Annotated in this window: 22 protein-coding genes and 1 pseudogene; 9 read left to right on the top strand and 14 right to left on the bottom strand. The window is 71.9% G+C overall.

The genetic code is table 11. The annotated features are described in order from the left end of the window. Nucleotides 1–30: 30 nt before the first annotated feature. Together TCUR_RS02450 and TCUR_RS02455 are read right to left on the bottom strand one after the other, a co-directional pair. Nucleotides 31–459, bottom strand: coding sequence for a pyridoxamine 5'-phosphate oxidase family protein (locus tag TCUR_RS02450; protein ID WP_012850880.1), 429 nt, complete (start codon nucleotides 457–459; stop codon nucleotides 31–33). Between the two features lie 88 nt (nucleotides 460–547). Further along, complete coding sequence (locus TCUR_RS02455; RefSeq protein ID WP_012850881.1) at nucleotides 548–1,228, bottom strand: response regulator; 681 nt, start codon at nucleotides 1,226–1,228, stop codon at nucleotides 548–550. Between the two features lie 156 nt (nucleotides 1,229–1,384). Here TCUR_RS02455 and TCUR_RS02460 point away from each other — a divergent pair, with 156 nt between their 5' ends. The 3 genes from TCUR_RS02460 to TCUR_RS02470 all read left to right on the top strand — a co-directional run bounded on the left by TCUR_RS02460 (nucleotide 1,385) and on the right by TCUR_RS02470 (nucleotide 4,457). Then, nucleotides 1,385–3,100, top strand: coding sequence for a sensor histidine kinase (locus TCUR_RS02460; protein WP_012850882.1), 1,716 nt, complete (start codon nucleotides 1,385–1,387; stop codon nucleotides 3,098–3,100). A gap of 179 nt (nucleotides 3,101–3,279) precedes the next feature. Continuing rightward, the gene (locus TCUR_RS02465) at nucleotides 3,280–3,855 is read left to right on the top strand and encodes a membrane protein (protein ID WP_012850883.1); all 576 of its coding nucleotides are present in this window, start codon (nucleotides 3,280–3,282) and stop codon (nucleotides 3,853–3,855) included. Nucleotides 3,856–4,007: 152 nt separating this feature from the next. Next, nucleotides 4,008–4,457, top strand: coding sequence for a hypothetical protein (locus TCUR_RS02470; protein ID WP_012850884.1), 450 nt, complete (start codon nucleotides 4,008–4,010; stop codon nucleotides 4,455–4,457). Nucleotides 4,458–4,650: 193 nt separating this feature from the next. On the opposite strand, the gene TCUR_RS02475 is transcribed toward TCUR_RS02470, so the two are convergent. Further along, complete coding sequence (locus tag TCUR_RS02475) at nucleotides 4,651–6,045, bottom strand: WS/DGAT/MGAT family O-acyltransferase (protein ID WP_012850885.1); 1,395 nt, start codon at nucleotides 6,043–6,045, stop codon at nucleotides 4,651–4,653. Between the two features lie 132 nt (nucleotides 6,046–6,177). Between TCUR_RS02475 and TCUR_RS02480 the strand changes: the two genes are divergently transcribed. From TCUR_RS02480 to TCUR_RS02490, 3 genes are all read left to right on the top strand, one after another. After that, nucleotides 6,178–8,841, top strand: coding sequence for a bifunctional acetate--CoA ligase family protein/GNAT family N-acetyltransferase (locus TCUR_RS02480; protein WP_012850886.1), 2,664 nt, complete (start codon nucleotides 6,178–6,180; stop codon nucleotides 8,839–8,841). Nucleotides 8,842–8,928: 87 nt separating this feature from the next. After that, nucleotides 8,929–9,906, top strand: a complete 978-nt coding sequence (locus TCUR_RS02485; protein WP_012850887.1) for a CapA family protein — start codon at nucleotides 8,929–8,931, stop codon at nucleotides 9,904–9,906. A gap of 139 nt (nucleotides 9,907–10,045) precedes the next feature. Continuing rightward, nucleotides 10,046–10,951, top strand: coding sequence for an LLM class F420-dependent oxidoreductase (locus TCUR_RS02490; RefSeq protein ID WP_012850888.1), 906 nt, complete (start codon nucleotides 10,046–10,048; stop codon nucleotides 10,949–10,951). A gap of 58 nt (nucleotides 10,952–11,009) precedes the next feature. On the opposite strand, the pseudogene erm reads toward TCUR_RS02490, so the two are convergent. Then, nucleotides 11,010–11,813: pseudogene (erm, locus tag TCUR_RS02495) on the bottom strand (ErmE/ErmH/ErmO/ErmR family 23S rRNA (adenine(2058)-N(6))-methyltransferase); the annotation flags it as partial. Between the two features lie 787 nt (nucleotides 11,814–12,600). On the opposite strand from erm, the gene TCUR_RS02500 reads away from it, so the two are divergent. Both TCUR_RS02500 and TCUR_RS02505 read left to right on the top strand, forming a co-directional pair. After that, on the top strand, nucleotides 12,601–13,464 hold the full coding sequence (locus tag TCUR_RS02500) for a L,D-transpeptidase (RefSeq protein ID WP_012850890.1): 864 nt from the start codon (nucleotides 12,601–12,603) through the stop codon (nucleotides 13,462–13,464). A gap of 75 nt (nucleotides 13,465–13,539) precedes the next feature. Then, a complete protein-coding gene (locus tag TCUR_RS02505; RefSeq protein WP_012850891.1) occupies nucleotides 13,540–14,205 on the top strand; it encodes a choice-of-anchor P family protein in 666 nt (221 codons plus the stop codon). 76 nt (nucleotides 14,206–14,281) lie between these two features. Here the strand turns inward: TCUR_RS02505 and TCUR_RS02510 are convergent, their stop codons facing one another. The 10 genes from TCUR_RS02510 to TCUR_RS02555 form a co-directional block, all read right to left on the bottom strand. Next, the gene (locus TCUR_RS02510) at nucleotides 14,282–14,959 is read right to left on the bottom strand and encodes a TetR/AcrR family transcriptional regulator (RefSeq protein WP_012850892.1); all 678 of its coding nucleotides are present in this window, start codon (nucleotides 14,957–14,959) and stop codon (nucleotides 14,282–14,284) included. Between the two features lie 292 nt (nucleotides 14,960–15,251). Next, nucleotides 15,252–16,124: a hypothetical protein gene (locus TCUR_RS02515; RefSeq protein ID WP_012850893.1), complete on the bottom strand. Its 873-nt coding sequence runs from the start codon at nucleotides 16,122–16,124 to the stop codon at nucleotides 15,252–15,254. A gap of 16 nt (nucleotides 16,125–16,140) precedes the next feature. Continuing rightward, nucleotides 16,141–17,433: an MlaD family protein gene (locus TCUR_RS28235; RefSeq protein WP_012850894.1), complete on the bottom strand. Its 1,293-nt coding sequence runs from the start codon at nucleotides 17,431–17,433 to the stop codon at nucleotides 16,141–16,143. After that, a complete protein-coding gene (locus tag TCUR_RS02525) occupies nucleotides 17,430–18,452 on the bottom strand; it encodes an MCE family protein (protein ID WP_012850895.1) in 1,023 nt (340 codons plus the stop codon). Before TCUR_RS02525 ends, TCUR_RS28235 begins: the two co-directional genes overlap by 4 nt. Continuing rightward, nucleotides 18,449–19,477 (bottom strand): MCE family protein, encoded by a 1,029-nt coding sequence (locus tag TCUR_RS02530; protein WP_012850896.1) that lies wholly within the window; start codon nucleotides 19,475–19,477, stop codon nucleotides 18,449–18,451. Before TCUR_RS02530 ends, TCUR_RS02525 begins: the two co-directional genes overlap by 4 nt. After that, nucleotides 19,474–20,511 (bottom strand): MlaD family protein, encoded by a 1,038-nt coding sequence (locus tag TCUR_RS02535; protein ID WP_012850897.1) that lies wholly within the window; start codon nucleotides 20,509–20,511, stop codon nucleotides 19,474–19,476. Before TCUR_RS02535 ends, TCUR_RS02530 begins: the two co-directional genes overlap by 4 nt. After that, nucleotides 20,511–21,578 (bottom strand): MCE family protein, encoded by a 1,068-nt coding sequence (locus tag TCUR_RS02540; RefSeq protein WP_012850898.1) that lies wholly within the window; start codon nucleotides 21,576–21,578, stop codon nucleotides 20,511–20,513. Before TCUR_RS02540 ends, TCUR_RS02535 begins: the two co-directional genes overlap by 1 nt. Before the next feature lies 1 nt (nucleotide 21,579). Then, a complete protein-coding gene (locus tag TCUR_RS02545) occupies nucleotides 21,580–22,593 on the bottom strand; it encodes an MCE family protein (protein WP_012850899.1) in 1,014 nt (337 codons plus the stop codon). Then, on the bottom strand, nucleotides 22,590–23,456 hold the full coding sequence (locus tag TCUR_RS02550) for an ABC transporter permease (protein ID WP_012850900.1): 867 nt from the start codon (nucleotides 23,454–23,456) through the stop codon (nucleotides 22,590–22,592). Before TCUR_RS02550 ends, TCUR_RS02545 begins: the two co-directional genes overlap by 4 nt. Then, nucleotides 23,453–24,241: an MlaE family ABC transporter permease gene (locus TCUR_RS02555; RefSeq protein WP_012850901.1), complete on the bottom strand. Its 789-nt coding sequence runs from the start codon at nucleotides 24,239–24,241 to the stop codon at nucleotides 23,453–23,455. Before TCUR_RS02555 ends, TCUR_RS02550 begins: the two co-directional genes overlap by 4 nt. Nucleotides 24,242–24,769: 528 nt before the next feature. Here TCUR_RS02555 and TCUR_RS02560 point away from each other — a divergent pair. Next, nucleotides 24,770–24,973 carry a cold-shock protein gene (locus TCUR_RS02560; RefSeq protein ID WP_012850902.1) on the top strand — a complete coding sequence of 68 codons (204 nt, stop codon included), beginning with the start codon at nucleotides 24,770–24,772 and terminating at the stop codon, nucleotides 24,971–24,973. Nucleotides 24,974–24,997 lie beyond the last annotated feature (24 nt).

Below are 24,997 nucleotides of genomic sequence, written 5' to 3' on the forward strand. Positions count from 1 at the left end.
CCCGCCGGACGACGGACACGGGCCGTGACCTCAGGAGGGGGGAGGAGCGGAGTGCTCCGGGATGCGCCGTCCGGAGATCAACGTCGGCCGGATGCGGATGAAATGCTCCCGCCTGCCCGGCGCCCAGGGCCGCAACGGCAGCTCCTGAAGCCTGGCCACCTCCTTGGGGTCCGACACCACCCGGGCCGGCCCGACGATGACCACCGACCAGCCGGTGCGCGAGGCCTCATCGAAATCGTCCACCTCGAAGGCCACGATGGCGTTGCGGGCGGCGGCGGCCAGCTTGGTGCCCTGCGCGGCGCGGATGATCACATCACCGTTGTCGACGGTGAAGTTGACCGGCTGGATGGCCGGCAGTGCGCGTTGGGTGAACACGATGCGGCCCAGCGGCGCCTTGGCGAGGAGGGCCCGGCACTCGTCCTCGTCCAGAATTTCCAGGCCCCCGGAGTCATACGGCATGCCTCCAGTCTCGCCCCGGGCATACGCAGCCCGTTAGGGACGAAGGTCCCTTCCTGGGGCCTGCCTGGGACAACGCCGCGGAGCGCGCTCAGCGGGACAGGCTGCCCCGGTTGGCCTTGAGCTGGGCGGCCAGCGCGGCGGCCTGGGTGCGGCGGCGCATGTCGAGCTTGGTGAAGAGATTCGAAACGTAGTTCTTGACGGTTTTTTCGGCCAAGAACATGCGCTCGCCGATCTGCCGGTTGGTCAGCCCTTCGCCGATCAGTTCCAGAATCTGCCGCTCCTGATCCGTCAACGAGGCCAGCGGGTCCTTGCGGGCGGCGCGCTCGCGCACCCGCTGCAGCATCTTGGCGGTGCTCTGCGGGTCCAGCAGCGACTGGCCGGAGGCCACCGTGCGGATGGCGCCGACCAGGTCCGAGCCGTGGATCTGCTTGAGCACATAGCCGGCCGCGCCCGCCATGACCGCGTCGAAAAGAGCCTCCTCATCCTCGAACGAGGTCAGCATCAGGCAGGCGACCTCGGGCATCCGGGAGCGGATCTCCCGGCACACGCTCACCCCGTCGCCGTCGGGCAGCCGCACATCCAGCACGGCCACGTCGGGACGGGCCGCCGGAATGCGGGCCAGCGCCTGTTCGGCGGTCCCGGCCTCGCCGACGATCTCGATGTCGTCCTCGGCGGACAGCAACGCGGCCACACCCCGCCGCACGACCTCGTGGTCGTCCAGCAGGAACACCCGGATGGTCCGTTGATCCTGCGACTGCTCGGCGCTCATGATGCTTCCTCACTCGTCGATCCGGACCGGCCCTTGTGGGGCGCGATGCTGACGTTAATCGCCGTACCCGATGCGGGGAGAACTCGAACGTCCCGAATATAGGGGGACCAAGGTCCCGAATCCGGCAGTAGAGGGGGTGCTACCTACAATGAAGCCGTGGCTCCGGAACAGGGTGCAGGCGAGGACCGGGCGAGACTGCTACTTCCACAACTGAAACTGGACGATCTTCTGACGGAGCTGCAAGCGCGTCTGGAGACCGTCCGCTCCACCCGTGACCGCGTGCACGCGCTGCTGGAAGCCGTGGTCTCGATCGGCGGGGACCTGGACCTGGAGACGGTGCTGCGCCGGATCACCGAGGCGGCCACCACGCTGGTGGACGCCCGCTACGGCGCGCTGGGGGTGATCGGCGAAGAAGGCGAACGGCTGGTGCAGTTCGTCAGCGTCGGGGTCACCCAGGAGGAGATCGACGCCATCGGCCACTGGCCGCACGGCCACGGCATCCTGGGCCTGCTGATCAAAGACCCCCGGCCGCTGCGGCTGCACGACCTGACCAAGCACCCCGAGGCCTACGGCTTCCCGCCCGGGCACCCGGTGATGAAGCGGTTCCTGGGCGTGCCGATCCGGGTCCGCGACGAGGTGTTCGGCAACCTGTACCTGACCGAGAAGGTCGGCGGCGGCGACTTCGAGGAAGAAGACGAGATCGTGCTGACCGCGCTGGCCACCGCGGCCGGCGTGGCGATCGAGAACGCCCGGCTGTATGAGGCCGGCCGGCAGCGCGAGCGGTGGCTGGCGGCCTCCGGCGAGGTCACCACCGCGCTGCTGTCGGGCCGGGAACGTTCCGATGTGATCGCTTTGGTGGCCGAGCGGGCCCGGCAGATCTGCGACGCGGAGCTGGCGATGGTGGCGCTGGCCGACGAGGACGCCGGGGAGTTCGTGATCGAGGCCGCCGCCGGGGAGGACGCCGAGCGCTTCACCGGCCGGCGCGTGCCCATGGAGCAGCCGGCGGAGGCGCTGCAGGTCTACCGCTCCGGGGAGCCGTCCTCGCTGGTGGAGGGGCAGCCGCTGGTGGAGGACCCGCAGCTGCGGGTCGGCCCGGTGCTGATCGTCCCGCTGGGCACCGGCAGCACCGCCCGCGGCGTGATCTGGGTGGCCGACAAGCCGCAGTCGCTGCCGTTCCGCGAGGACGCCCGGCGGCTGCTGGAGGCGTTCGCCGGCCCGGTCACCGTGGCGCTGGAGCTGGCCGAGCGGCGCCGCGACGCCGAACGGCTCACCCTGCTGGAAGACCGCGACCGGATCGCCAAGGACCTGCACGACACCGTCATCCAGCGGCTGTTCGCCACCGCGATGACGCTGATGAGCGCCGCCAAGCTGATCGACCGCCCCGACGCCCAGGCGCGGGTGCGCCGCGCCGTGGACGACCTGGACGACACCATCCGGCAGATCCGCTCCACCATCTTCGCCCTGCAGACCCCGCCCGATGAGGAAAGCCTGCGCAGCCGGCTGCACCACGTGGTGGACGCCGCCGCCGAGAACCTGGGCTTCGCCCCCTCGGTCCGCCTGGACGGCCTGCTGGACACCGCGGTGGACGAGAGCATCGGCGAGCACCTGCTGGCGGTGACCCACGAGGCGCTGTCCAACGTCGCCCGCCACGCCCACGCCAGCGAGGCGTCGGTGAGCGTGGACGTCGGCGACAGCGACCTGACCTTGCGGGTGGAGGACAACGGCGTCGGCATCCCCGAGGGCGGCCGCCGCAGCGGCCTGCGCAACATGGCCGAACGCGCCCAGCGCCTGGGCGGCACCTTCACCGTCCAGAACCGTCCCGAAGGCGGCGCTCGGCTGGTGTGGACCGTGCCGCTGGCCGCCGATTCCTGACCTGCGGATACTGTTTTCCGGCCGAATCGGGTCGCCGGTGAAACGGGCCGATGTGCCCGCAGAAATCAGGGCTAAAGGCCCTCCGGCGGGGTCCGTTGTGCCCTCCTGTCTTTTAGTGCGGAGGGATTGACTGAGGGCGTCGAAAGCAGACGGACACCGACCCCGAGAAGGTGACTGCAATGGCCGTCCTGGAAGGAAAAGCCGGCGACAAAACTCGCGGTGAGCATCGCGGATTCCCCCGTCCGCACCTGGCCGCCCCGCTGACCGAACCCCCTGCCGCCCGGTACGTGTGGGCGGCGGCCCGGCTGGGACTGGCCTGGATCTTCCTGTGGGCGTTCCTGGACAAGACCTTCGGCCTGGGCCACGGCACCCCGGCGGCCAAGGCGTGGTTGGAGGGCGGCAGCCCGACCGAGGGATTCCTCAAGAACGCCGCGAGCGGCCCGTTCGCCGACTTCTACCACGGCCTGGCCGGCATGGCCTGGGTGGACTGGCTGTTCATGCTGGGCCTGCTCGGCATCGGCACCGCGCTGGCCCTCGGCATCGGCATGCGGATCGCCGCCGCCAGCGGCACGCTGCTGATGGTGATGATGTGGACCGCCGTGCTGCCCCCCGAAAACAACCCGATCCTGGACGACCACATCATCTACGCCCTCGTCCTGATCGGCCTGGCCCTGGTCAAGGCCGGAGACACCCTCGGCCTGGGCGCGATGTGGGAGCGCACCGCCCTGGTCCGCCGCTTCCCGATCCTGAAGTGAGCCGCCCAGGGTGACCTCTTCGACCCTCCACCCCCCACCCCCTCCCTGCCCCGCAGGGAGAGGGCTTTTGTGCAGGTCGATTGGACGAACGCCCCGGGCAGTGAGTGATGCGTTAGTGTTGCATTAATGCATCACTCGGTCAGCATGAGTGCATGAAGGCCTTCCCGTTCAGCACCCTCGCCCGCGACCGCAACGAGGTGTTCGCTGAGCTGGACGACGCCGATGTGCTGCTGGAACGCCGGGACGCCGAGAACGTCTGGCTGGTCCGTGACGAGCGTTACCGGGCCGCACGTGACGCGCTCGTCACCCTCGCCCGTTCCATGACGATCGTCGCCCGCGCCAACCGGGTCCTCGCCGAGAAGGCCCTCGCCGAGGACCTCCCCTGGCTCGTCTGGCTGCCGGAGGGCGAGCGTCGGCAGTGCGTGCGGGAACTGCTCGCTCACCTGCTCGCCGGCGCCGACACCGGAGAGCTGCTGCCCTATGCGCGTGCCCGCCGCTCCTGGATGTCCACCGCCTTGGCCTGGAGCGACCCGGAGACCGCCCGCGTCCTGTCCGACCCGTTCGACGGCACCGGCGGCCGGCCCCTCGATAACGGCGCATGAGCGGACGGGGCGAGGAGATCCGACGCCCCACGGGATGGACCGTTCGCGCAGCGAACGCCAAGGCCGGGGCCGTGTCTGGTACTTGATCGACGGCGCCGGGAAGACCATCTGGGTCACCCTCGTTGCAGCCGGTCATCCAAAGCGGTCGGAGCGGCGGAACCGGAACTGACCGCTCACAGGCCAACGGTGGGGGTCAGCGGCCGTTGGGGATGGCGGCGGCGAGTTCGTCCAGGCCGGTGGCGATGCCGTTGACGAAGGTCTGCAGGTCGGGGGTGGTGTCGAAGTCGCCGGTCACGCCGAAGCACAGGTGGCCCATGTAGGAGAAGATGCCGGTGGAGATGCCGGCGCCGGCGGCGATCGGGACGTAAGGGTAGAGGGCGGTCACCCGGCGGCCGGCGATGTACAGCGGGAACTGGGGGCCGGGAACGTTGGTGGTGACCGTCTGGAACATGGTGCGCATCACCGTGATCACCGCCCGGGAGGCCAGGGACAGCATGGTGGGGGCGGTGCCGGCCAGGCGTACCAGGGCGTCGGCGCCGGCGGCCTGATGGGTCTGCTTGAGCTGGGCCATCTGGCCGTGCAGCTGGGCCACCCGCACGATCGGGTCGCGTTCGCCGCAGGGCAGTTCGACCACCAGGGCCGAGACCCGGTTGCCGAGTTCGCCGGCCTGCCCGTCGGTGCGCACCGAGACCGGCACCAGGGAGCGGACGGTGGTGTCGTCCTCCAGTTCGCCCCGGGCGCCCAGCAGCTCCCGGAAACCGCAGGTGACCGCCGCGAGGATGATGTCGTTGACGGTGCAGCCCAGCTCGCGGCGGACGGCCTTGACCCGGTCCAGCTCGGTCTGCAGGGCGATCCAGCGGCGGTGCGGGCCGGTGGGGCCGCGCAGCGACGGCACCGGGGGTCGGGTGATGTGCTGGACGGTCTGCGGCAGTCCCTCGGTGAACTCGCGGGCCTCGCGCAGCCGGTCGGGCCGCCCCAGCGCCGGCAGCCGGGTCAGCCTGCGGGCCAGTGCGCCCGCCGGCACCGCCACGCTCTGCCCCAGCCCGTTGATCGCCAGGGCCAGCCGGGAGGGGGCCGACTCTTCTCCGGGACCCGGGGGACGGGCGGCGGCGGGGGCGGGGAGCGGCTCCAGGTCGAACAAAGCGGTGAGCAGGTCGCTGCCGCCGACGCCGTCCACCACGCAGTGGTGCACCTTGGCGATCAGCGCCCACTGCCCGCCGGCCAGCCCTTCGACCACCCACATCTCCCACAGCGGCCGGGTGGGGTCCAGCCGCTGGCTCATGATCCGCCCGACCAGGTTCTGCAGCTCCTGCCGTCCCCCGGGGGACGGCAGGGCGGTGTGCCGCAGGTGGTAGGAGAGCCGGAAGCGGGGATCGTCCACCCATACCGGCAGGTCCAGGTTCAGCGGCACGGTGCGCACCCGCTGCCGGTAGCGCGGCACCTTGGGCAGCTTGGCGGTGAGGACGCCGAGCATCTCCTCGCGGGAGGGCGGCGGCCCCTCCAGCACCGTGATCGAGGCGATGTGCAAGGGCGCCTGCTCGCTGTCGGCGAAGTAGAACCCCGCATCCAGCGTGTTCATCCGCTCCATCGCACCCACCTTCCCGTCATTCCCATTTCCAGCCTCCTTGCGCGGCGTCCGGCGGGGAGGGGGCGAAAGTCCCGGCAGGCCGCGGGCTTTAGCCGCTGCTCGACCGGGCGGTAGGCGGCGCACGCTGGCGGTATGACCACCCAGGTGCACCTCGATGTCACTTCGGCCGAGCCGGTCAGCGCACTGCTGAAGGACGGCGTGCAGATCCAGATCCGCCCGTTGACCGGTGCGGACCGCGAGCAGGTGCGCGCCCTGCACGCGGGCCTGTCACCGGAGAGTCGGTATCTGCGGTTCTTCACCATCGACCCGGGCATGGCCGACCGGGCGGCGTGGCAGCTGTGCCGCCCGCCGGGACCCGACCACGCGGCGCTGGGGGCGTGGCTGCACGGCGAGCTGATCGGGGTGGCCGGCTATGAGCCCACGGAAGAGGACGGCGTGGCCGACCTGGCGGTCGTCGTGGCCGACTGGATGCGGCACCGGGGCGTGGGCACGCTGCTGCTGGAACACCTCGGCTCACTGGCCCGCTCCCGCGGCGTGCGGTGCTTTCGCGCCGACACCCTGGCCCGCAACGAGGCGATGCTGCGGGTGCTCGCCGACACCGGGATGTCGGTGCGCCGCACCGACCGCGCCGACCTGGTGGAGGTGGAGATCCCGCTGGAGCAGAGCGAGGAGTACCTGGAGGCGGTGGGACGCCGGGAGCGGCTGGCCACCGTGGAGAGCCTGTGGCCGCTGCTGCGTCCGGCCAGCGCGGTGGTGGTGGGCGCCAGCCGGCGGCGGCGTTCGGTCGGCAACGCGCTGCTGCGGCGGCTGCACGCGGCGGCCGCGTTCCCCGTCTACGCGGTCAACCCCCGCGCCGGGCGGGAGCTGGAGGGGGTGCGGTGCGTGCCGTCGGTCGCCGAGCTGCCCGAGCCGCCCGACCTGGCCGTCCTCACCGTCCCGGCCCACATCGTCCCGCAGGCCGCCGAGGAGTGCGGCAGGCGCGGGGCGCGGGCGCTGGTGGTGATCTCCTCCGGCCTGACCGAGCCGCAGGCGCGGCGCCTGCTGGAGGCCTGCCACCGCTACGGCATGCGGCTGGTCGGCCCCAACTGCATCGGCGTCGCCGACCCGGGGGCGGGGCTGGACGCCACGTTCACGCCGCGCGACCCCCGGCCCGGGACGGCCGGGGTGGTGGTGCAGTCCGGCGGGGTGGGCATCGCGCTGCAGGACCACCTGTCGCGGCTGGGCATCGGGATCTCCTCCTTCGCCTCGGTCGGCGACAAGCTCGACGTCAGCGCCAACGACATGCTCATGTGGTGGGAGTCCGACGGGGTCACCCGGCTGGGCGTGCTGCACCTGGAGTCGTTCGGCAACCCGCGCAAGTTCGCCCGCACCGCCCGCCGGGTGGGCCGCAAGATGCCGCTGCTGACGGTGATCGCCGGGCGCTCCCAGGCGGGACGGCGGGCCGCCGCCTCCCACACCGCCGCCGTCGCCACCCCCGAGGTGACCCGCCGGGCGCTGTTCGCCCAGGCCGGGATCGTCGCCACCGACGACCTGGGGGAGCTGGTGGACGCCGCGGCGCTGCTGGCGCACCAGCCTTACCCGCGCGGCTCCAAAGTCGCCATCGTCACCAACGCCGGCGGCGCCGGGGTGCTGGCCGCCGACGCCTGCACCGAACGGGGGCTGATCGTCGCGGAGCTGTCGGCGTCCACCCGGCGGCGGCTGCGGCAGCTGCTGCCGGAGGGGGCGTCGCTGGACAATCCGGTGGACGCCACCGCCGCCGTCCCGCCGCGCGCCTTCCGCGCCGCCCTGGCGGCGGTCGCCGCCGACGAGGGCGTGGACGCGGTCATGGCGGTGGCCGTCCCCACGGCGGTCGGCAGGCCGGCCGCCGTCGCCGGGTGCGGCGGCAAGCCGCTGGTGGCGGTCACGCTGGGGCAGGCCGAGACGGTGACGGTGAACCGGGACGGCGTGCCCTCTTACGCCTATCCGGAGAACGCCGCGGCGGCGCTGGCCCACGCCGCCTCCTATGGACGCCGGCGCAGCCGCCCCCAGGGGACGGAGCCGGTGTTCACCGACCTGGACCGCGAGCGGGCGGACCGGATCGTCGGCGGCTTCCTCAAGCGGTGCCCGGACGGCGGCTGGCTGCCCCCCGACCAGGCCATGGAGCTGCTGGAGGCCTACCGGCTGCCGATGGCGCCGTGGCGGTGGGCGCGCACCGAGGAGGAGGCCGTCGCCGCCGCCCGCAAGCTGGGCGGTTCGGTGGCGCTGAAGGCGCACGCCGCCGGTGTCGTCCACAAGACCGAGGCCGGGGCGCTGCGCCTCGGCCTGTCCGGGGAAGCGGAGGTGCGCCGCGCCCACCGGGAGCTGGCCGAGCGTTTCGGCGACGCCCTCGAAGGGGTGCTGGTGCAGGCCATGGTGGGCGAACGGGCCGATGACGGCGTCGAGGTGCTGGCCGGGGTGATCCAGGAGCAGATCTTCGGCCCGGTGGTGGTGCTCGGGCTCGGCGGGGTGGCCACCGAGGTGCTGGGCGACCGCTGCGCCCGGATGGCGCCGCTGACCGACGTGGACGCCGAGGAGCTGATCGACGGGCTGCGCGCCGCCCCGCTGCTGCGGGGGCACCGCGGCCGTCCGCCCGCCGACCTGCCCGCGCTGCGCGAGGCGCTGCTGCGGCTGTCCCGGCTGGCCGCCGACCGCCCCGAGATCGCCGAGCTGGATCTCAACCCGCTGATCGCCCGTCCGGACGGGGTCGTCGCGGTGGACGCCCGCATCCGGCTGGTGCCGAACCGCCCCTGGGATCCCTTCCTGCGCCGCCTGCGCTGACACCGCCCCGGCTGAATTGTGAAATTCCGGGTAAGTGACATGAAAACCCCTTTATGGGGAGTTGTGCCCGGAAATGGGGTGAACGGTATGTCGATCACGCTGGCGCTGGCGGGCGATGCGATGCTGGGCCGGGACGTGGCCAAGCGGCTCGGCGTGGCCGCCTCCCACGACCTGTTCTCCACGGCGGTGCGGGACTGGTTCGCCACCGCGGACCTGGCCGTCCTCAACTTGGAGTGCTGCATCTCCGAACGCGGCGCCCCCTGGCGGTCGCCGGGCAAGCTGTTCCACTTCCGCGCCCCGGCCAAGGCGGCCCAGGCCCTGGCCTGGCTGGGGATCGACTGCGTCACGCTGGCCAACAACCACGCCCTGGACTTCGGCCCCGACGCCCTGCTGGACACCTGCGAGCACCTGCAGAACGCCGGGATCGAGACGGTCGGCGCGGGCCCGGACGCCGAGCACGCCAGGGCCGGCGTGATCCTGCAGGCCCGCGGGATGCGGCTGGGGGTGCTCGGGCTCACCGATCACCCCGCGGACATGGCCGCCGGGCCGGACCGCCCCGGGGTGGCCTACGCCGACCTCTCCTGCGGCGTCCCGGACTGGGTGCGCGAGCGGATCGCCGACCTGCGCGCCCGCTGCGACGCCGTGCTGGTCACCCCGCACTGGGGGCCCAACATGACCGCCGAGCCCCTGCCGTATGTGCGCCGGGCGGCCCGGCAGCTGCTGGAGGCGGGGGCGACGCTGGTCGCCGGGCACTCGGCGCACGTCTTCCACGGCGTGGACGGCCCGATCCTGTACGACTTGGGCGACTTCATCGACGACTACGCCGTGGACGCCCAGCTGCACAACGACCTGGGCCTGCTGTGGCTGGTCACGCTGGACGCCGCGGGGCCGCGGGAGATCACCGCCGTCCCGCTGGCGCTGGACTACTGCCGCACCCGCCTGGCCGTCGAGCACGAACGGGCCTGGATCCGCGACCGGCTGCGGGCCGCCTCCGCCGAGTTCGGCACCCCGGTCGAAGAACGCGACGGCGTCTTGACCATGCGCGTGGCCGTCCCCGCCCGCTGAGCGCCCCGGCCCTCCCTCCGGCGAGGCACCCCGAAGGGAGGGCCGGCGGGCGGCCCGAAGACGCCTCGTCCGCAACACCCCGCGATCGTCCCGGCCGCCGGGCGCGGCGTAGCATGACCGCGATCACAGGGAGGCGGCTTTGCGTATCGGAATCGTGTTGAACGAACCCAGCGGCCCGGACGCCCTGCACAGGCTCCGCGACGAGCTGCGGCGGGCGGCCGACGACGGCTTCGCCTCGGCGTGGGTGACGCAGATCTTCGGCGTGGACGCGCTGACCGCGCTGGCGGTGGCCGGCAGCCAGGTCCCCGGGATCGAGGTGGGCACCTCGGTGGTGCCCACCTACCCGCGTCACCCGGCGGTGCTCGCCCAGCAGGCGCTGACCGCGGCGCTGGCCCTGGACGGGCGGCTCACCCTCGGCATCGGCCTGTCCCACCAGGTCGTGATCGAGGCCATGTACGGCCTGGACTACTCCCGCCCGCTCAAGCACATGAGCGAGTACCTGTCGGTCCTGCTGCCGCTGCTGGACGGCGAACCGGCCCAGTTCACCGGGGAGACCCTGGCGGGGAACATCACGCTGTCCACCCCCCGCACCGGCCGGGTCCCGGTGGTGGTGGCCGCGCTCGGCCCCCGCATGCTCAAGCTGGCGGGCAGCCGCACCGACGGCACCGTGACCTGGATGACCGGCCCGGTCACCCTGCGGGACCACATCGTGCCGACCATCATCGCCGCCGCGCAGGAGGCCGGGCGTCCCGCGCCCCGGGTGGTCGCCATCCTGCCGGTGTGCGTCACCGACGACGTCGACGCCGCCCGGCAGCGCGCCGCCAAGGTCTACCAGGTGTACGGCACCCTGCCGTCCTATCGGGCCATGCTCGAGCGCGAGGGCGTGGCCGCTCCCGAGGACGTGGCCATCATCGGCGACGAGGACACCGTCGGCGCCCGCATCCGGGCCCTGGCCGACTACGGCGTCACCGACTTCGTCGCCGGCGACTTCTCCAAGGGCAAGGACAGCGAGCGCACCAGGGCGCTGCTGACCTCCCTGCTGTAAGCCCTTGCCGCAGGCCGTCCCCGGGAGCCGCCGGGGACGGCCTGCGGCCCGGCCCGCGCAGCGCCTTGAACAGCCGCACCCATTGGTCGGGGTGCACGTAGGCCACCACGGTGTCCCGGCCGAGCCCGGCCGCCTCGAACGCGGCGTCCACCCGGGAACGCGGGTAGGCGCCGCGCAGCGAGGCGTGCAGGGTTCCGCCGCGGCCGCCGAAGCCGATCTCCACGCACCGCCGGTAGCCCGCCGGCAGGCCGGGCGGCAGCAGCGGACGCTCCCGCCGCTCGATGCGCAAGATCGCCGAGTCCACCCGCGGGACGGGGCGGAAGGCGCGCCGGTCGATGCGCCCGGCCAGCCGCCAGGTGAACACCGGCCAGGTCAGCACGGTCAGCCGGCTCCAGCGCCGGTACCCGCCGGTGCGTTTGAGCGCGTACTCCAGCTGGGTGATCAAGGTGGCCGAGGCCAGGGACGGCGCGGCCAGCGCCCAGTCCATGATGCGGGAGGTCGCCGCATAGGGGATGCTGCCCGTCAGGTGGAACGGCCGGGCGGGCGGCCGGGCGCTCAGGAAATCACCCGGCACGCACCGCACGTTGCCGAGGGGACGGCAGGCCGCGTGCAGCCGTCCGGCCAGGACGGGATCGATCTCATAGGCGATGACGGCCCCGGCGTGTGCGGCGAGCGCCCGGGTGATGCGTCCATCGCCCGCTCCCACCTCCACGACCAGCGCCCCGCCGGGCAGATCACGGGTGACGACCCGGACGTAGCGGCCGATGGCGGCCGGGTCGGCCAGGAAGTTCTGCGAAAGGCTGCGGCGGGTCCAGTCCCGCCCGGTGCGCGCGCTTGTTCTGCTGCCTCTCCTGCGTTGCACACGATCGCTGTCCTTCGCTGCCGGCACGGGCCGGCGACGGGGACGGACGGCGCACAGGGGTGGAGACGTCCGAACCGTCCGTCCACGGCGGTCAAGGGCGGCTGAAGCCCTCAGGCCCGCGCAGAAGCGACGGCACGCGAAAGAACGCAGCGAAAACGGCGACTTTCCCGGATATTTCACGGGTGCCCGGGAAGCCGTCCCTCACTCAGGTGGCGAGAAGAACCGTCGCGGTCGGCGATTCAGCGGCCGTGCGGGCCTGAGGCCGGCCTCGTGCGCAGCCGGCGAAACGCCGGCGCGCAGGCGGCCGGTGCGGCCGCACCGCCGGGAGGGGCAGCGCAGGTGTGCATGTCTGCCGACCCTAGAGCCTGCTCCGCCTGCGGGCCAACTGATTTTTCGCCCAGAATTGAAGCCTTTTTTGACCGGTGGCCTCAAAAGCCGCCGAGTGCCATATCGTCCCAGGTCACGGTGCCGATCCCGGCTGGGGAGAATCCGTCCCGGCTTCGGCGGCGGTGGGGTGAAAGCACCTGATGTTGCGGCAGGTTGCAAGGCCCGCTGCCACTTCGGGCAAATCCTCGCTTCCGTTTCCTGCCGGTCATCTGCGGCAAACGGCGATTGCGCAGGTCGCCGGCGTGCTCGGGGAGCGGCGGCGGAAAGTTTTCCCTTTCGTAATTCGGCTTCCCTGTGCAATGCGGCGGTCACTCATGGTAGACATCTGACTCCAGTGTGATTAACCGATCGCACTGGGTGATCAAATCTGCCGTCGGGAAGTCCCGGCTTGGAGTTTCTCGTGACCGAACGTTCCAGACGGCCGCGCCCGGCTGCGGTGCGGCCGAAGCGGCACGTCCGCCGATGGCGTGCCGTGCGGGCGGGGGCCGCCGCCCTGGCGGCCGTCACCGTGCTCGCGACCGGCGGCTGCGGGAGCGGCGGCGGAAGCGGCGGTGGAAGCGGCGGCGAGCAGCGGCCGCAGGCCGAGCCGAGCGTCGCCGTGGACCTTGCGAAGCTGCCGCGGGCCACGACGTTCACCACGTTGCGCGGGCTGCCGCAGGATCCGGCCCCGTCCGCGGCGACCGACGGCACGGTGGTGCGGCCGAACGCCGCGCTTCCGGTGTCGGCACAGCCGGGCGGGCCGCCGGTGGCGGCGCTGCCCGACCGGCAGCTGGACGGTCCCACCTGGGTTCCCGTGGTGGAGACCAGGGGCGAGTGGCTGCGGGTGCTGCTGCCCAGCCGCCCCAACGGGGTGACCGGATGGATCCGGCGGGACGAGAGCGCGCTGACCGTCGCGCACACCCCCTACCTGGTCACAGTGGACCGGCAGGAACGCCGGCTGACCCTGCTGCGCTCCGGCCGGCAGGTCGGCAGCTGGACGGTGGCGGTGGGCGCCGACGAGACGCCCACCCCGGCCGGCCGCACGTTCCTGCTGGCCCTGCTCAAACCGTCCCACGCCACCTACGGCCCGCTGGTCATTCCGGTCGGGGCGCACTCGCAGACCCTGGAGACCTTCGGGGGAGGGCCCGGCACGGTCGCCTTCCACGGCTGGCGCGATGCGTCGGTCTTCGGCAAGGCCGTCACCCACGGCTGCATCCGGGTGCCCGACGAGGCGCTGGACCGGCTGTCGAAGGTCCCGCTGGGCACTCCCGTCCTCGTCACCTGAAGGACCCGTCCACAGACCCCGCTCTCAACCTGATTCCGGGTACGACCGCCCATCTTTCAAGGAGGCAAAGTGCGTATGTCATCTGCGGCCAGGTCGGCCGTCATCACCGGGGTACTCGCGGCACCGCTGATCGTCGCGGCGGCACCGATCTCGTATGCCGACCCGGGCGGCCACGGCTCGGCTTACGGCCTGACCGCCGACGGTCTGGTGAACCTGCCGGCCACCCCGTCGGTGTCCTCGTCCGGCAACGGGCCCACCCGCCAGAGCGTCACCCGGCTGCCCGACAACCCCTTGGTGGACGCCTCGGCGCTGGAGACCTCGGCGCGGGGCCGGCACGGGCACGCCCGGGTCTCCGACCTGGAGGTCGCCAAGGCCCTGCTGCGGGCCGAGACGGTCAGCGCCAGGTGCCACGCCGGCAAGGGCTCGTCCTACCTGGGCAACGCCCGCATCGCCGGCCGGCCGCTGGCGGTCAGCCCGCCGCCCAACAGCACCCTGCGAGTGCCGATCAAGGGGGTCGGGGACGCCTCGCTCATCCTCAACCGCCAGGAGCGCACCGCCAACGGCGGGGTGACCGTCACGGCCATGCAGCTCAACCTGCCCGGCGTGCACGGCAAGGGGCAGCAGCTCAACGTCGCCTCGGTGACGTGCGAGCCCAAGCCCGCCAAGCCGCAGCCCAAGCCGGCCAAGCCCGAGGCGCCCAAGCCCACCCCGGTGCCGCGGGACCTGCCGGTCACCGGTTGAGCTGACCGAATCGGGGGCCTCGACGTCCTCCCTCGTACGCAGGCGGGGGAGGACGTCGGGTTTTTCCGGCCCGCCGTCACACCGAGGACGGGGAGGCCTCGGCGGCGGCCGGCCGGTCCGCCTCGGCCACCAGGCGGGGGATGAGGTGCTCGGTGAGGTGCAGGATGGTCTGCTCCAGCAGCATGTGCACCTGGGCGCGGGTCAGCCGGCCGTACTTGAGCCACTCGCGGCTGGTGTCCATGGCCATCCCGGCGAACCCCCGCAGCGCCGACAGCACCTCCGGGTGCTCGGCGGCCAGCGGGGTCAGCCCGACGATCTCGGTGACGCGGGCGACCGCCCGGTCGCGGGCCTCGTCCAGGATCCGGCCCAGCTCGCGGTCACCGCCGGAGGCCATCATGTCCAGCGCGGTGATCCACGTCCCCCGGTTGCGTTCCAGCAGCTCCAGCCAGGCGTCCAGGGCCTGGGCGACGCGGTCGCGCACGGTGGCGCCCGCCACGAACGCCGGCACCGGCGGCGGGGGCACGCTCAGCATCTGCCGCACGGCCGCCAGGTACAGCCCCCGCTTGGTGCCGAAGTAGTGGTTGAGCAGGCCGCGGCTGACCCCGGCGGCGTCGGCTATCTGGGCGCTGGAGACCGCCTCATAGGGGTGCTTGCTGAACAGTTCCCGGGCACACCGCAGAATCTGGTCGCGCCGCTCGTCCGGCTCCTTGCGCACCCTGCGCGCCCGGCCGCCGTCGGCGGTGGCTTTGCTCATCACAACTCCCCGAACGTGGAGGCCTCCACTGGCATGTGAGGGAAAGGACGCGGCATGAGGCCGCATGGAAGGCCGTGTCGGCGATGATCTTCGGTGACCGGGACCGGGCCGCCGGGAGGCGTGGTCTGTGGAGGCCGTGCAAGACCCGTCCTTGGGTTCGTCCCGTCAAACGGGAGGTTCCGGCCCGCGCGGACCGGAACCCCTCGGCTTCGGTCGTGGGAAAAAGTCAAAGCGTCCCCGTCATTGTCGGCGCTTCGCCCGGTGACCTGTCGACTCGCCGACCATACCCCGGTCACTGGCGGGGGGAGGCGGACGGTTCCGCTGCCCGGGACCGGTCGCCCTTGCCGGAGTCCTTTCCGCCGCCGGTGTCGGTCATCTGCTCGTCCAGCGCCCCGATGGACGACACGTCGGTGATCATCCACTCGCCCTTCTGCAGCACCAGGTCCATCTCCAGGTACGAGCCCACCACCCGGCGGGTGCCGGCCGAGCTGCGCACCTCCGAGTCCAGGACCACGATGGCCTTGGCGGTGGTGTCGGACAGCTCGCTGACGTAGACGTCGCTGACCGTGGCGGTGGCGTCGGCCTTCAGCTGGGTGATGACGCCCTCCAGGCCGCCGGTGAAGGCCACGTCGTAGGTCTTGGCGAAGTCCGCCGAGGCCATGGACATCACCTTCTCCCGGGCCGCCTTCAGGTCGTTGTGGCGGTAGCTGAGCAGCGCCACCCCGAACTGCCCGGCCCGCTCCCGGACCTGCCGGCGGGCCTCCTGCTCGGCGGCCAGCGTCTCCGCCCGGTGCCACTGCAGCCCCGCCGTGACGGTGGAGGCCACCAGCGCCACCGCCACCGCCGCCTTGAGCAGCATCCCGGCGGTGGGCCTGCGCCGCTTCCCGCCACCGTCTGCGGCCCGCTTGGCCTGGACGGTCTTGACGGCGGGTTCGGCGTCGTCGGGCCCGGTGGCCTCGGGCGAGGCGGCGTCCGCGGCGGCGGAGCCGTCCTTGCCGGTGGACGGCGGCTTGCTCTGCCCGGCGCTCTCCTCGGCGGCGGGTTCGGCGGGGGTCTGCTCCGCGGCGTCCCCGGCGGGCCGCGCGGAGGCGGGCGCCGTGTCGTCGCCGAGCCAGGAGATCGACGGGTTCGGCTCCTGCTGCGGCGTGTCGGTCTTGGTGGTCATGAGCTCTCCCGAGGGTTCAGCGACCCGGCCGGCGGCGGATCACGGTACGCAGGAAACGGGCGGCGACCATGATGAGGATGAGCGCCGCCACCAGCGGAGGCAACAGGTGCGCGGTGCGCGCCGGCGGGGAGGGCTCGGCGCCCTGCTCCCCGGCGGTCTTGCGCAGCGCGGTGGCGCCCTGCTCGCTCAAGGAGCCGCCGGCGGTGCCCGCCTTGCCGCCGGCGGCGAAGGCCCCGGCCTGCCGGGAGGAGGCGCCGGGGGTGGCCGGGCAGACGTTCAGCGGCTTGGCCTTGGGCTTGGGGCGGGGCTTGGCGAACTCGGCGGCCTGGTCGGGACCGGCGATGGTGAGCACCGGCATGATCCTGGCCCACCGGGCGCCGCTTTCGACGACGGTGATGTCCGACACCAGCGCCCGCAGGGTCGGGACCATCGTCAGCACGTGGTGGATCTTGGCCTCGTTGGCCGGGGTGAACAAGGGCTCGCTGGGGGCGCCCGCCGCGGTCAGCAGGCAGCCCAGTCCCGGCCGGGCCTCTTCCAGCAGCCGGTGGACCTGCGTCAGGAAGTCGGGTCCCTCATCCAGCACCGTCTCCAGGTCCCGGCGGGAGCGGCGGATCTGGGTGGACACCAGCGCCAGGTCGTGCACTCCCGAGGCGATCTGGGAGCGGCGGCCGGCCAGTGTGCCGGTGAGCCGGGTGACCTGCGCCGACAGCGCGTCCAGCGTGCCGGCCTCACCGGCCAGCGCGCCGGTGAGGCGGTGGGTGTCGGCGATGGCGTCACGCAGCGAGTCCTGGCGGCCCTCCAGCCCGGTGGCCAGCTCGTGGACCAGGGTCTGCGCATCGCGCGGGTCCACCGCCTTGAGGGTGTCGCCGAGCGTGCCGAACAGCTTCTGGTAATCGGCGGTGCCCGTGGTGCGGCTCAGCGGGATGTGGTCCCCGGCCCGCAGCGGGCGGGGCTCGGCCGACGAGGGCGGCGGCGCGGTCAGCTCGATGTGGGGCTCACCGATGGCCGACTTGCGCATCACCCGCGCGCCCACCGTGGACGGCACCCGCGCGTCCCGGTCCAGATCGATGCGGACGTGCACGCTGCCGGGCTTGAGACGCACCTCGCCGATCTTGCCGACCCGCACGCCCAGGTGGGTGACCTCCAGGTCGGGGCTCAGCCCGGGGGAGGAGTCGAACTCGGCGGTGACGGGCACCGGACGGCGCAGCGCGTCGATGTCGATGATGCTGGTGACCGCCCAGATCGCCAGCACCACGCCCAGCGCGGCGAAGAAGACCAGGTTGATGACGATACGGCGCTGGTGGTTCATGACCGCGGCTCCAGCAGGTCGCGCAGCGGGCCGCCGGAGTCGGCGCGGCCTTGGGAGGCGGAGGCGCCGCCGGCCGGCGGCAGGAAGCCCTTCAGCCAGACCATGACCAGCGCCTGCCCGCTATAGGAGACCGAGGGGCCCTTCAGCAGCTTCAATATCGACAGGGTCAGCGCCTTGAGCTGCTCGCGGCCGCGGACGGCGGCGTCGATCAGTTCCTCGGCGCGCCGCAGCACCGCTTCCAGGCGCTTGCCGTGCCGCAGGTGGACGTTGTCATTGATCGACCGGGCCAGTTTGAGCAGTTCCTGCACCGACCGTTTGAGCTGGGCGCGTTCGTTCTTCAGCCGCTGGGTGGCCAGCTGCAGGTTGCCGGGCAGCTTGTCGAGCCGGTCGCGCCCGCCCTCCAGGGTGCCGCCCAGCTCGGCCAGCGCGTCCAGCGCCCGCGCCAGGTCGGCGTTGGCGGCGGCGTAGCTGTCGGTGACCTGGGCGGCCTTCTTGATCAGCGTGTTGAGCTGCTTGCCCTTGCCGGAGACGGCGGTGGCGCCCTCGGAGGTGATGGTCTGCAGGTTCTGCCCGCTGATGGCGGCCAGCAGCGGTCCCACCCGTTCGGTGATCTGCTCCAGGTCCGGCTGCACCGAGGTGGCCGACAGGTGGGCGCCGTCCGGCAGGAACGGGCCGGTGCTCAGGTCCCGTCCGGGCGGCGGGTCCAGCCGCACGTAGTTCTCGCCCAGCAGGGAGGTGCGGGAGATGGTGGCGGTGGTGCCGGTAGGGATGCGCCGGCCCTTCTCCAGCGACATGGTGACCAGGGCCCGGTAACCGCTCAGCTCGATCTTGGTGACGGTGCCGACCTTCACGTCGGAGATCTGCACGCTGTGCCCGGTGGTCAGGGTCTGCACGTCCTCGAACGTCGCACTCAGCGTCATGCCGCCCTTGGGGGCGCCGGCGGTCTGCACCGAGCAGCCGGTGCCTCCTGCGGCCAGCGTCACGGCCAGGGCGGTGGCGACGGCGGCGGAACGTCTCATGGCCCTTCCCCCTCGGTGCAGTTGCCCAGCTGCTTGTCCGGCAGGCAGGGGACGGTGCCCCAGCCCAGCGCGTCGAACAGGGGCTGCAGCCAGACCCGGACGGTGCCGTGCACCACGACGCGGACGGTGGCCACGTGGCGTTCCCTGTCCCAGGCCTGGACCGCCACGTCGGTGAACTCGGCGAGCGCCTCGATGGTCTGGTTGAGCGTCCCGGCGTTGGCCTTGAGGGTCATGATGATGTTGGACATGTCGGCGACCGTGCCGGGCAGCGTCTCCCGCAAGGACGTGATCAGCACGTCGCTCTTGCGGATGGCCTGGGCCAGCCCCACGATGAAACGCTGCAGTTCGGCCCGCTCCTCGGCGAGCTGGCGGCTGGTGGCCGAGAACGAGTCGATCAGCTCGGTGAGCCGCTTTTCCCGCTCGTTCAACGTGGTGGCCAGCGACCGCAGCTCCCGGGCCAGCTTGACCAGCCGCTCGTCCTGGGCGGCCAGGTCGGAGGTGAGCGTGGCGGTCGCCTGCAGCGCCCGGTTGATGTCCCCGCCCTTGCCGCGCAGGCCGTCGGCGCCACTGGCGATGGAATCTCCCAGGCTCTTGGGGTCGATGGAGTCGCCCAGCTTGCCGAAGGCGTCCAGCGCGTCGTCGATCTCCACCGGCAGCTCGGTGCGCTCGATGGGGATGACCGTGCCCGGCCGGGCCTTGGGCTCGCCCTTCTTCCAGGCCGGGTGGAGCTGGATGAAGCGTTCGCCCAGGGCGTTGGCCGACATGATGGTGGCGTGGACGCCGGCGGGCAGCGGCACCTCCTCGTCGATGTCCAGCTCGACCCGCACCCGGCCGCCTTCGTGCCGGATGTCGGTGATGGTGCCGGCGGGGATGCCCATCACCTTGACCTGCGACCGCTCATACAGCGAGGGGGCCTTGCTGAAGTAGACGGTCACCCGGTAGGTGCCGCCGCCGTCGATCACCGAGCACCCGCCGGTGGCGGCGGCCATGGTCAGCGCGGCCAGCGCCGCGATCACTCGTCTCATCGGGTGCCTCCCTGCTGCCGGGGCAGCCGGCGGGCCAGGTCGCCCAGGTCCTTGGGGGAGATCGGGCCGAGCCCGGTGGCCAGCAGCTCGATCCACGGGCCCTTGCTGCCGGCGGCGGCCAGCCCGCCGAGGGTGGGCCCGGCCCAGGCCAGCAGCTCGTTGAGCTCGTCGTTGGCGGGCCGCAGGCCCGCCAGCGTGACCTGCAGGTCCTCCATGATCTGGGTGAGCTTGGCCTGCTGCCGGTCGATCAGCGTGGTCATGGCGTTGACGGTGGCGTTGCCGCCGCCCAGGAAGGCCGACAGCTCGGCGCGGCGCAGCCGCAGCTCCTCCAGCAGCGCCCGCACGTTGTTCATCAGCGCGATGAGCTGCTGCTCCTTGGTGCGGGCCAGGTGCACCAGGCGTTCGCCGTTGTCCAGCAGCTCGCGGATGCGGGGACTGCTTTCGTTGACGGTCTCGGCCAGCTCGGTCAGGTTGGTCAGCGCCCGTGACAGCCGGTCGCGGTCGCGTTCGCCGATGCCGCCCAGCTCCTCGACGATGGTGCGGATGCTCTTGGTGTCCAGCTTGTTGATCGCCTCGGTGGAGCTTTTGAGCATGTCGTTGACGGTGTGGGGCACCGAGGTCCGCTCGATGGGGATGCGCCGCCGCTCCTCGGGCAGGTCGGCCATGCGCCTGGGACCCACCGGGCCCGACAGGCGCAGGTACCGGCCGCCCAGCACGTTGGAGACCTTGATCTCGGCGCGGGTGCCCACCCCCAGGTCCACGTCGGAGTCGACCTTCCAGGTCACGATCACCCGGCCGTTGTCATAGTCGGGTTTGACCTCGGTGACCTCGCCGACGTCCACCCCGGCGACCCGCACCTGGTCGCCGGCGCGCAGCCCGCCGCTGTCGGCGAACACCCCCGACATGGTGTACCGGCGCAGCAGCAGGCCCTCGGTGCCGATCAGGTACACCGACACCACCAGGGCGATGAGGGTGCCGGCGGACACCAGCCCGACGGCGATCCGGTTGCGGTCGCGGAAGGATTTCAGCGCCATCAGTCGCCTCCTCCGACCATCAGCCGCTGCAGCTTCGGCAAGGTGTCGACCTTGCCCACGCCCTCGCGCGGGCCGGGCAGCCGGGTGGGGTAGGGGCAGGGAGGCGCCACCAGCGTCAGGCAGGGAATGGCGACCTCCAGGTACTCGCCGTTGTCGGCGGCCGCGAAGATGCGCTCCAGCTTCGGCTTGGTCAGCTCCATGACCTGCTGGACGCTGCGGTAGTTGCGGCGCACGCCCGAGGAGAAGACCGCCAGCTTGGCGATGACCTGCTCCAGCTGCGCGGTGTTGCGGGCCAGCACCGCATCGGAGGTGCGCGCCATGGCGGCCAGCTCCACCAGCGTGTCGTCGATCAGCTTGCGGTTGTCGGTGAACGCCTCGCTGAGGGTGACCAGGTCGTCCACGACGGAGGCGATCTGCTTGTCGCGGCGGGCGATGATCTCGCTGACGGTGGCGTAGTCGTCGATCATCTGCTTGAGCGACTCGCGCCGCCGGCTCAGCGTGGCCGACAGCAGCTCGATGTCGCCGATCAGCCGGTCGATGTCGGCGGCGTTGCCGTCCACCGCCTGGGCCAGCGAGACCAGCAGTCGGTTGACCTGCTCGCCGCTCAGGCTTTCGGTGAGCGGGACGAGCTGGTTGACCAGCTCCCCGCCGTCCACCACCGACTTGGTGCGGCTGATGTGCGCCCCGGGCCGCATCATGGTCGTGCTGCTGCCGGGGATCAGGTACACCACCCGCTGGCCCATGGCGTCCCGCCAGCGGATCGCCGCGGTGCTGTCGGCGGGGATCTTGACCGAGTCCCGCACGGTCATCTTCACCCGGGCCTTGCCGTCGACGACCTTCACTTCGTCGACCCGGCCCACCGGGGCGCCGGCGATCTTCACCTGGTCGCCCCGGGCCAGCCCGCTGGCGTCGTCGAAGGTGGCGCTCAGCGACCAGCCGCCCGACAGGCTCACCTTGGCGATCTGGGCGCCGATGAACGCGGTGAGCAGCCCGGTCACCGCCACATAGACGATCAGCTTGATCAGCAGCGTGGAACGTCCGCGGATCTGGGAGGGAACGTCGGCCATCTCACCGTCCTCCCCGGCCGCACAGCCCGATGATCAGCTCACACGGGCTGCCGGGCAGCCAGCCGTGCGCGTTCAGGTAGTTCTTGCCGCCCACCCCGGGCACGCTGGTCAGCTCGCCGTAGGCGGGCAGGATCTGGTTGGCGGCGCGCACCCCGTCGCCGAGCAGGCCGAGCTGGGAGTACAGGATCGCCACCGCCCGCTCGCCGGAGCGGAACCCCTCGCCGAGCTGCCCGCTGCGCCGGTCGAACCCGCCCGCGGCCAGCGCCGATACCTGCGACAGCCCGTCGGCGAAGCGGCCCACCCGGTCCTCCCCGCCGGCGGCGGTCTCGCTGATCAGGGTGTTGGCGTCGGAGACGATGGTCAGCAGGTCGCCGCCGGAGGCGGCCGCGGTCTCGGCCAGGTCGGCGCCGTCGGCCAGGAAGCGGCGGGCGTTGCCGCGGTTGCGGTGGGCCACGTTCAGCAGCACGCCGGTGGAGTCGATGGTCTGGCGCAGTTTGCGGCCCTGCCCGTCCAGGCCCTGGGCCAGCGTGTTGATGATGGTGGCGACCTCGTCGGGGTCCACGGCGGCCAGCGTGGCGCCTGCGTCCCCCAGCAGGTCCGACAGGTCGCGCGGGTCGGCGGTGCGGGTGATGGTGGCGCCGGAGGCCAGGAACGGCCCGCTGTGTTCGTGCGGTCCGGGCTTGAGGTTGACGAATTTGGGCCCGAACACCGAGGTGGGCTCGATGGCGGCGGTGACCGTGTCGGGCACCCGCACCTTGCGGTCGATGTGCATGGTGACCCGGACCCGGCCGGCGGCGGTCAGCTCGACCTTGGTGACCTTCCCGACGTCCATGCCGCGGATCTTCACCGGGGCGTTGTCGCCGAGCCCCTGCCCGGCCCGTCCGAACTCGGCCACCAGGCGCGTCCCCGGGTCGGCGAAGGGCCGGGCCAGTAGTACGTGCAGCAGCGCCGCGGCGGTGGCGAGGGTGATCGCGGTGATCACCAGTTTGCGGCGCAGCGACATCTCGCCGTTCATCCGGTCAACCTCACCGTCTCGCCGTTGCCCCAGAACAGGTAGGACAGCAGCAGGTTCAAGGTGACGATGACGATGATCGACAGCCGGATGGCCCGCCCCGTGGCCCGGCCCACGCCCGCCGGCCCGCCGGTGGCGTAGTAGCCGTAGTAGCAGTGGATGGCGATCACCGCGAAGGCGAACACCGCCACCTTGATGGAGCTGTAGACCAGGTCGATCATCGGCAGGTACAGCTGGAAGTAGTAGTCGTAGACGCCCGGCGCCAGGCCGAAGAACTGGGTGGTGATCAGCCGGGTGGAAAAGAAGCTGGCGAACAGCGCGATCAGGTACAGCGGCACCAGCGCGATCAGCGCCGCCAGCACCCGGGTGCACACCAGGTAGGTGAAGGAGCTGATGCCCATCACCTCCAGGGCGTCGATCTCCTCGGAGATGCGCATGGCGCCCAGCTCGGCGGTGAAGGCCGAGCCGCACTGGGCGGCCAGCGCCACCGCGGCGATCACCGGGGTGATCTCGCGGACGTTGGCGAACGAGCCGACCAGCCCCATGAACGACTCGGCGCCGATGGAGCGCAGCCCGGTGTAGCCCTGCAGCCCGATCTCGGTGCCGACGAAGAACGACATGGTGAAGATCACGAAGACCATGCCGCCGCCGACCACGGTGGCCCCGGCGCCCACCACCACGTCGCTGACCTGACGGGCGACGACCTTGCCGTATTTGCGGCGCCAGATCAGGTCGACGGCGATGTGGACGATCACCCGGAGGATGAACACCGGCCAGCCGGCCAGGTCCGCCGTCCGGTGCACCGCGGTGCTCGCCATCCGCGCACCGCCGCGCACGGCGCGGGTGGGGGTGATGATTCCGCTCATCCGATCTTCGGGGGGTAGGCGATGAAGTAGACCGTGGTGATCACGTAGTTGAGGGCGAACACCAGCAGGAAGGCCACCACGATGGCCTGGTTGACCGCCCGGCCCACTCCCACGGGGGTGGAGGCGCAGTTCATGCCCATGTAGCAGGCCACGATCCCGGCGATCATGCCGAACAGCCAGGCCTTGAGCAGGGTGACCACCAGGTCGGAGGTCTGCAGCAGCGAGGTGGCGCCGTCGAAGTAGGCGCCGGGGGTGACGTCCTGCAGCAGCACGTTGAACACGAACCCGCCGGCCGCGCCCGACAGCACCACCAGCGACACCAGCAGGGTGGAGATCAGGCTGGCGGCCCACAGCCGCGGGGTGACCAGCCGGTGGATCGGGTTGATCGCCATGACCTCCATGGCGTCCAGCTCGTCGCGGATGCGGCGGGTGCCCATGTCGGCGGTCATCGCCGAGCCGCCGGCCCCCGCGATGATCATCGCCGCCGCGATCGGGGCGACCTCCCGGACCAGGCCCACGATCACCGCGCCGCCGGTGGCCGACTGGGCGCCCAGCTGCGCGGCGACCTGGCCGACCTGCAGCGCCACGGTGGCGCCCAGCGGCAGCGCCACCAAGATCACCGGGATGCTGGTGACCCGGGCCAGGAACCAGCACTGCTCGACGAATTCCCAGAACCAGGTCCGCACGTCCCAGGTGCGCCGCAGCCCTTCCAGGGCGACCACGAACAGCTCGCCGACCTGGTTGAGCAGCCCGTGGATCCGTACCGGGACCTGTGCCATGACCATCGCGTTCACCCCCTCCATGCCCTCGGGACGCCGCGGCGTCCGGCGCGGAGTTCAGCGGGGGTGATCACGGCCACGGCGCTGTGCGGGCACCCCCGTCCCACGTGTCCTGGATCACCCTAGAGACTTATTGGCGATCTGCCAATACTTATCGACAGATCGCCAAAAGGGTTACGGGTGCCCAGGGTGCGCACGAACGGGATGAAGAGAGCGAAGCGGGGAAGGCCGGGCTCTCCACGTGGTAAGTAAGAAGGTACTTCGTCGGGTGGAGCTCCGGGAGAGGGCGCGTGCAACGAGTTGATCGCAACACGCTCACCGCGCCCGATCGAGGCCGTGGGAATATCCACGGCTCCCCGGACGCTGTAGCCTGTGGTTGCAGTCGAAGTTTGCGAACGTGTAAGCGCCGCAGGGTTTGACGAGCGGGCGCTTCGCCGTTCGGGGGCCGATCAAGTCCTTCGATGGTGTGCGGCCGTAGGCCAAACCGGCACGTCCGTGCCGGTCCACAAGATCATCCACGAAGGAGACACCCGAATGGCTCAGGGAACCGTGAAGTGGTTCAACCCCGACAAGGGGTTCGGCTTCATCTCCCCCGATGACGGCTCCGCCGACATCTTCGTCCACCACTCGGCCATCCAGATGCGCGGCTTCCGCACCCTGGTGGAGGAACAGCGCGTCGAGTACACCGCCGTGCAGGGCCCCAAGGGGCTGCAGGCCGACGTGGTCCGCGCGCTCTGAGACGAGTCCGGCACCTTTGCGGCG

The sequence above is a fragment of the Thermomonospora curvata DSM 43183 genome (assembly GCF_000024385.1).
Classification (GTDB): Bacteria; Actinomycetota; Actinomycetes; order Streptosporangiales; family Streptosporangiaceae; genus Thermomonospora; species Thermomonospora curvata.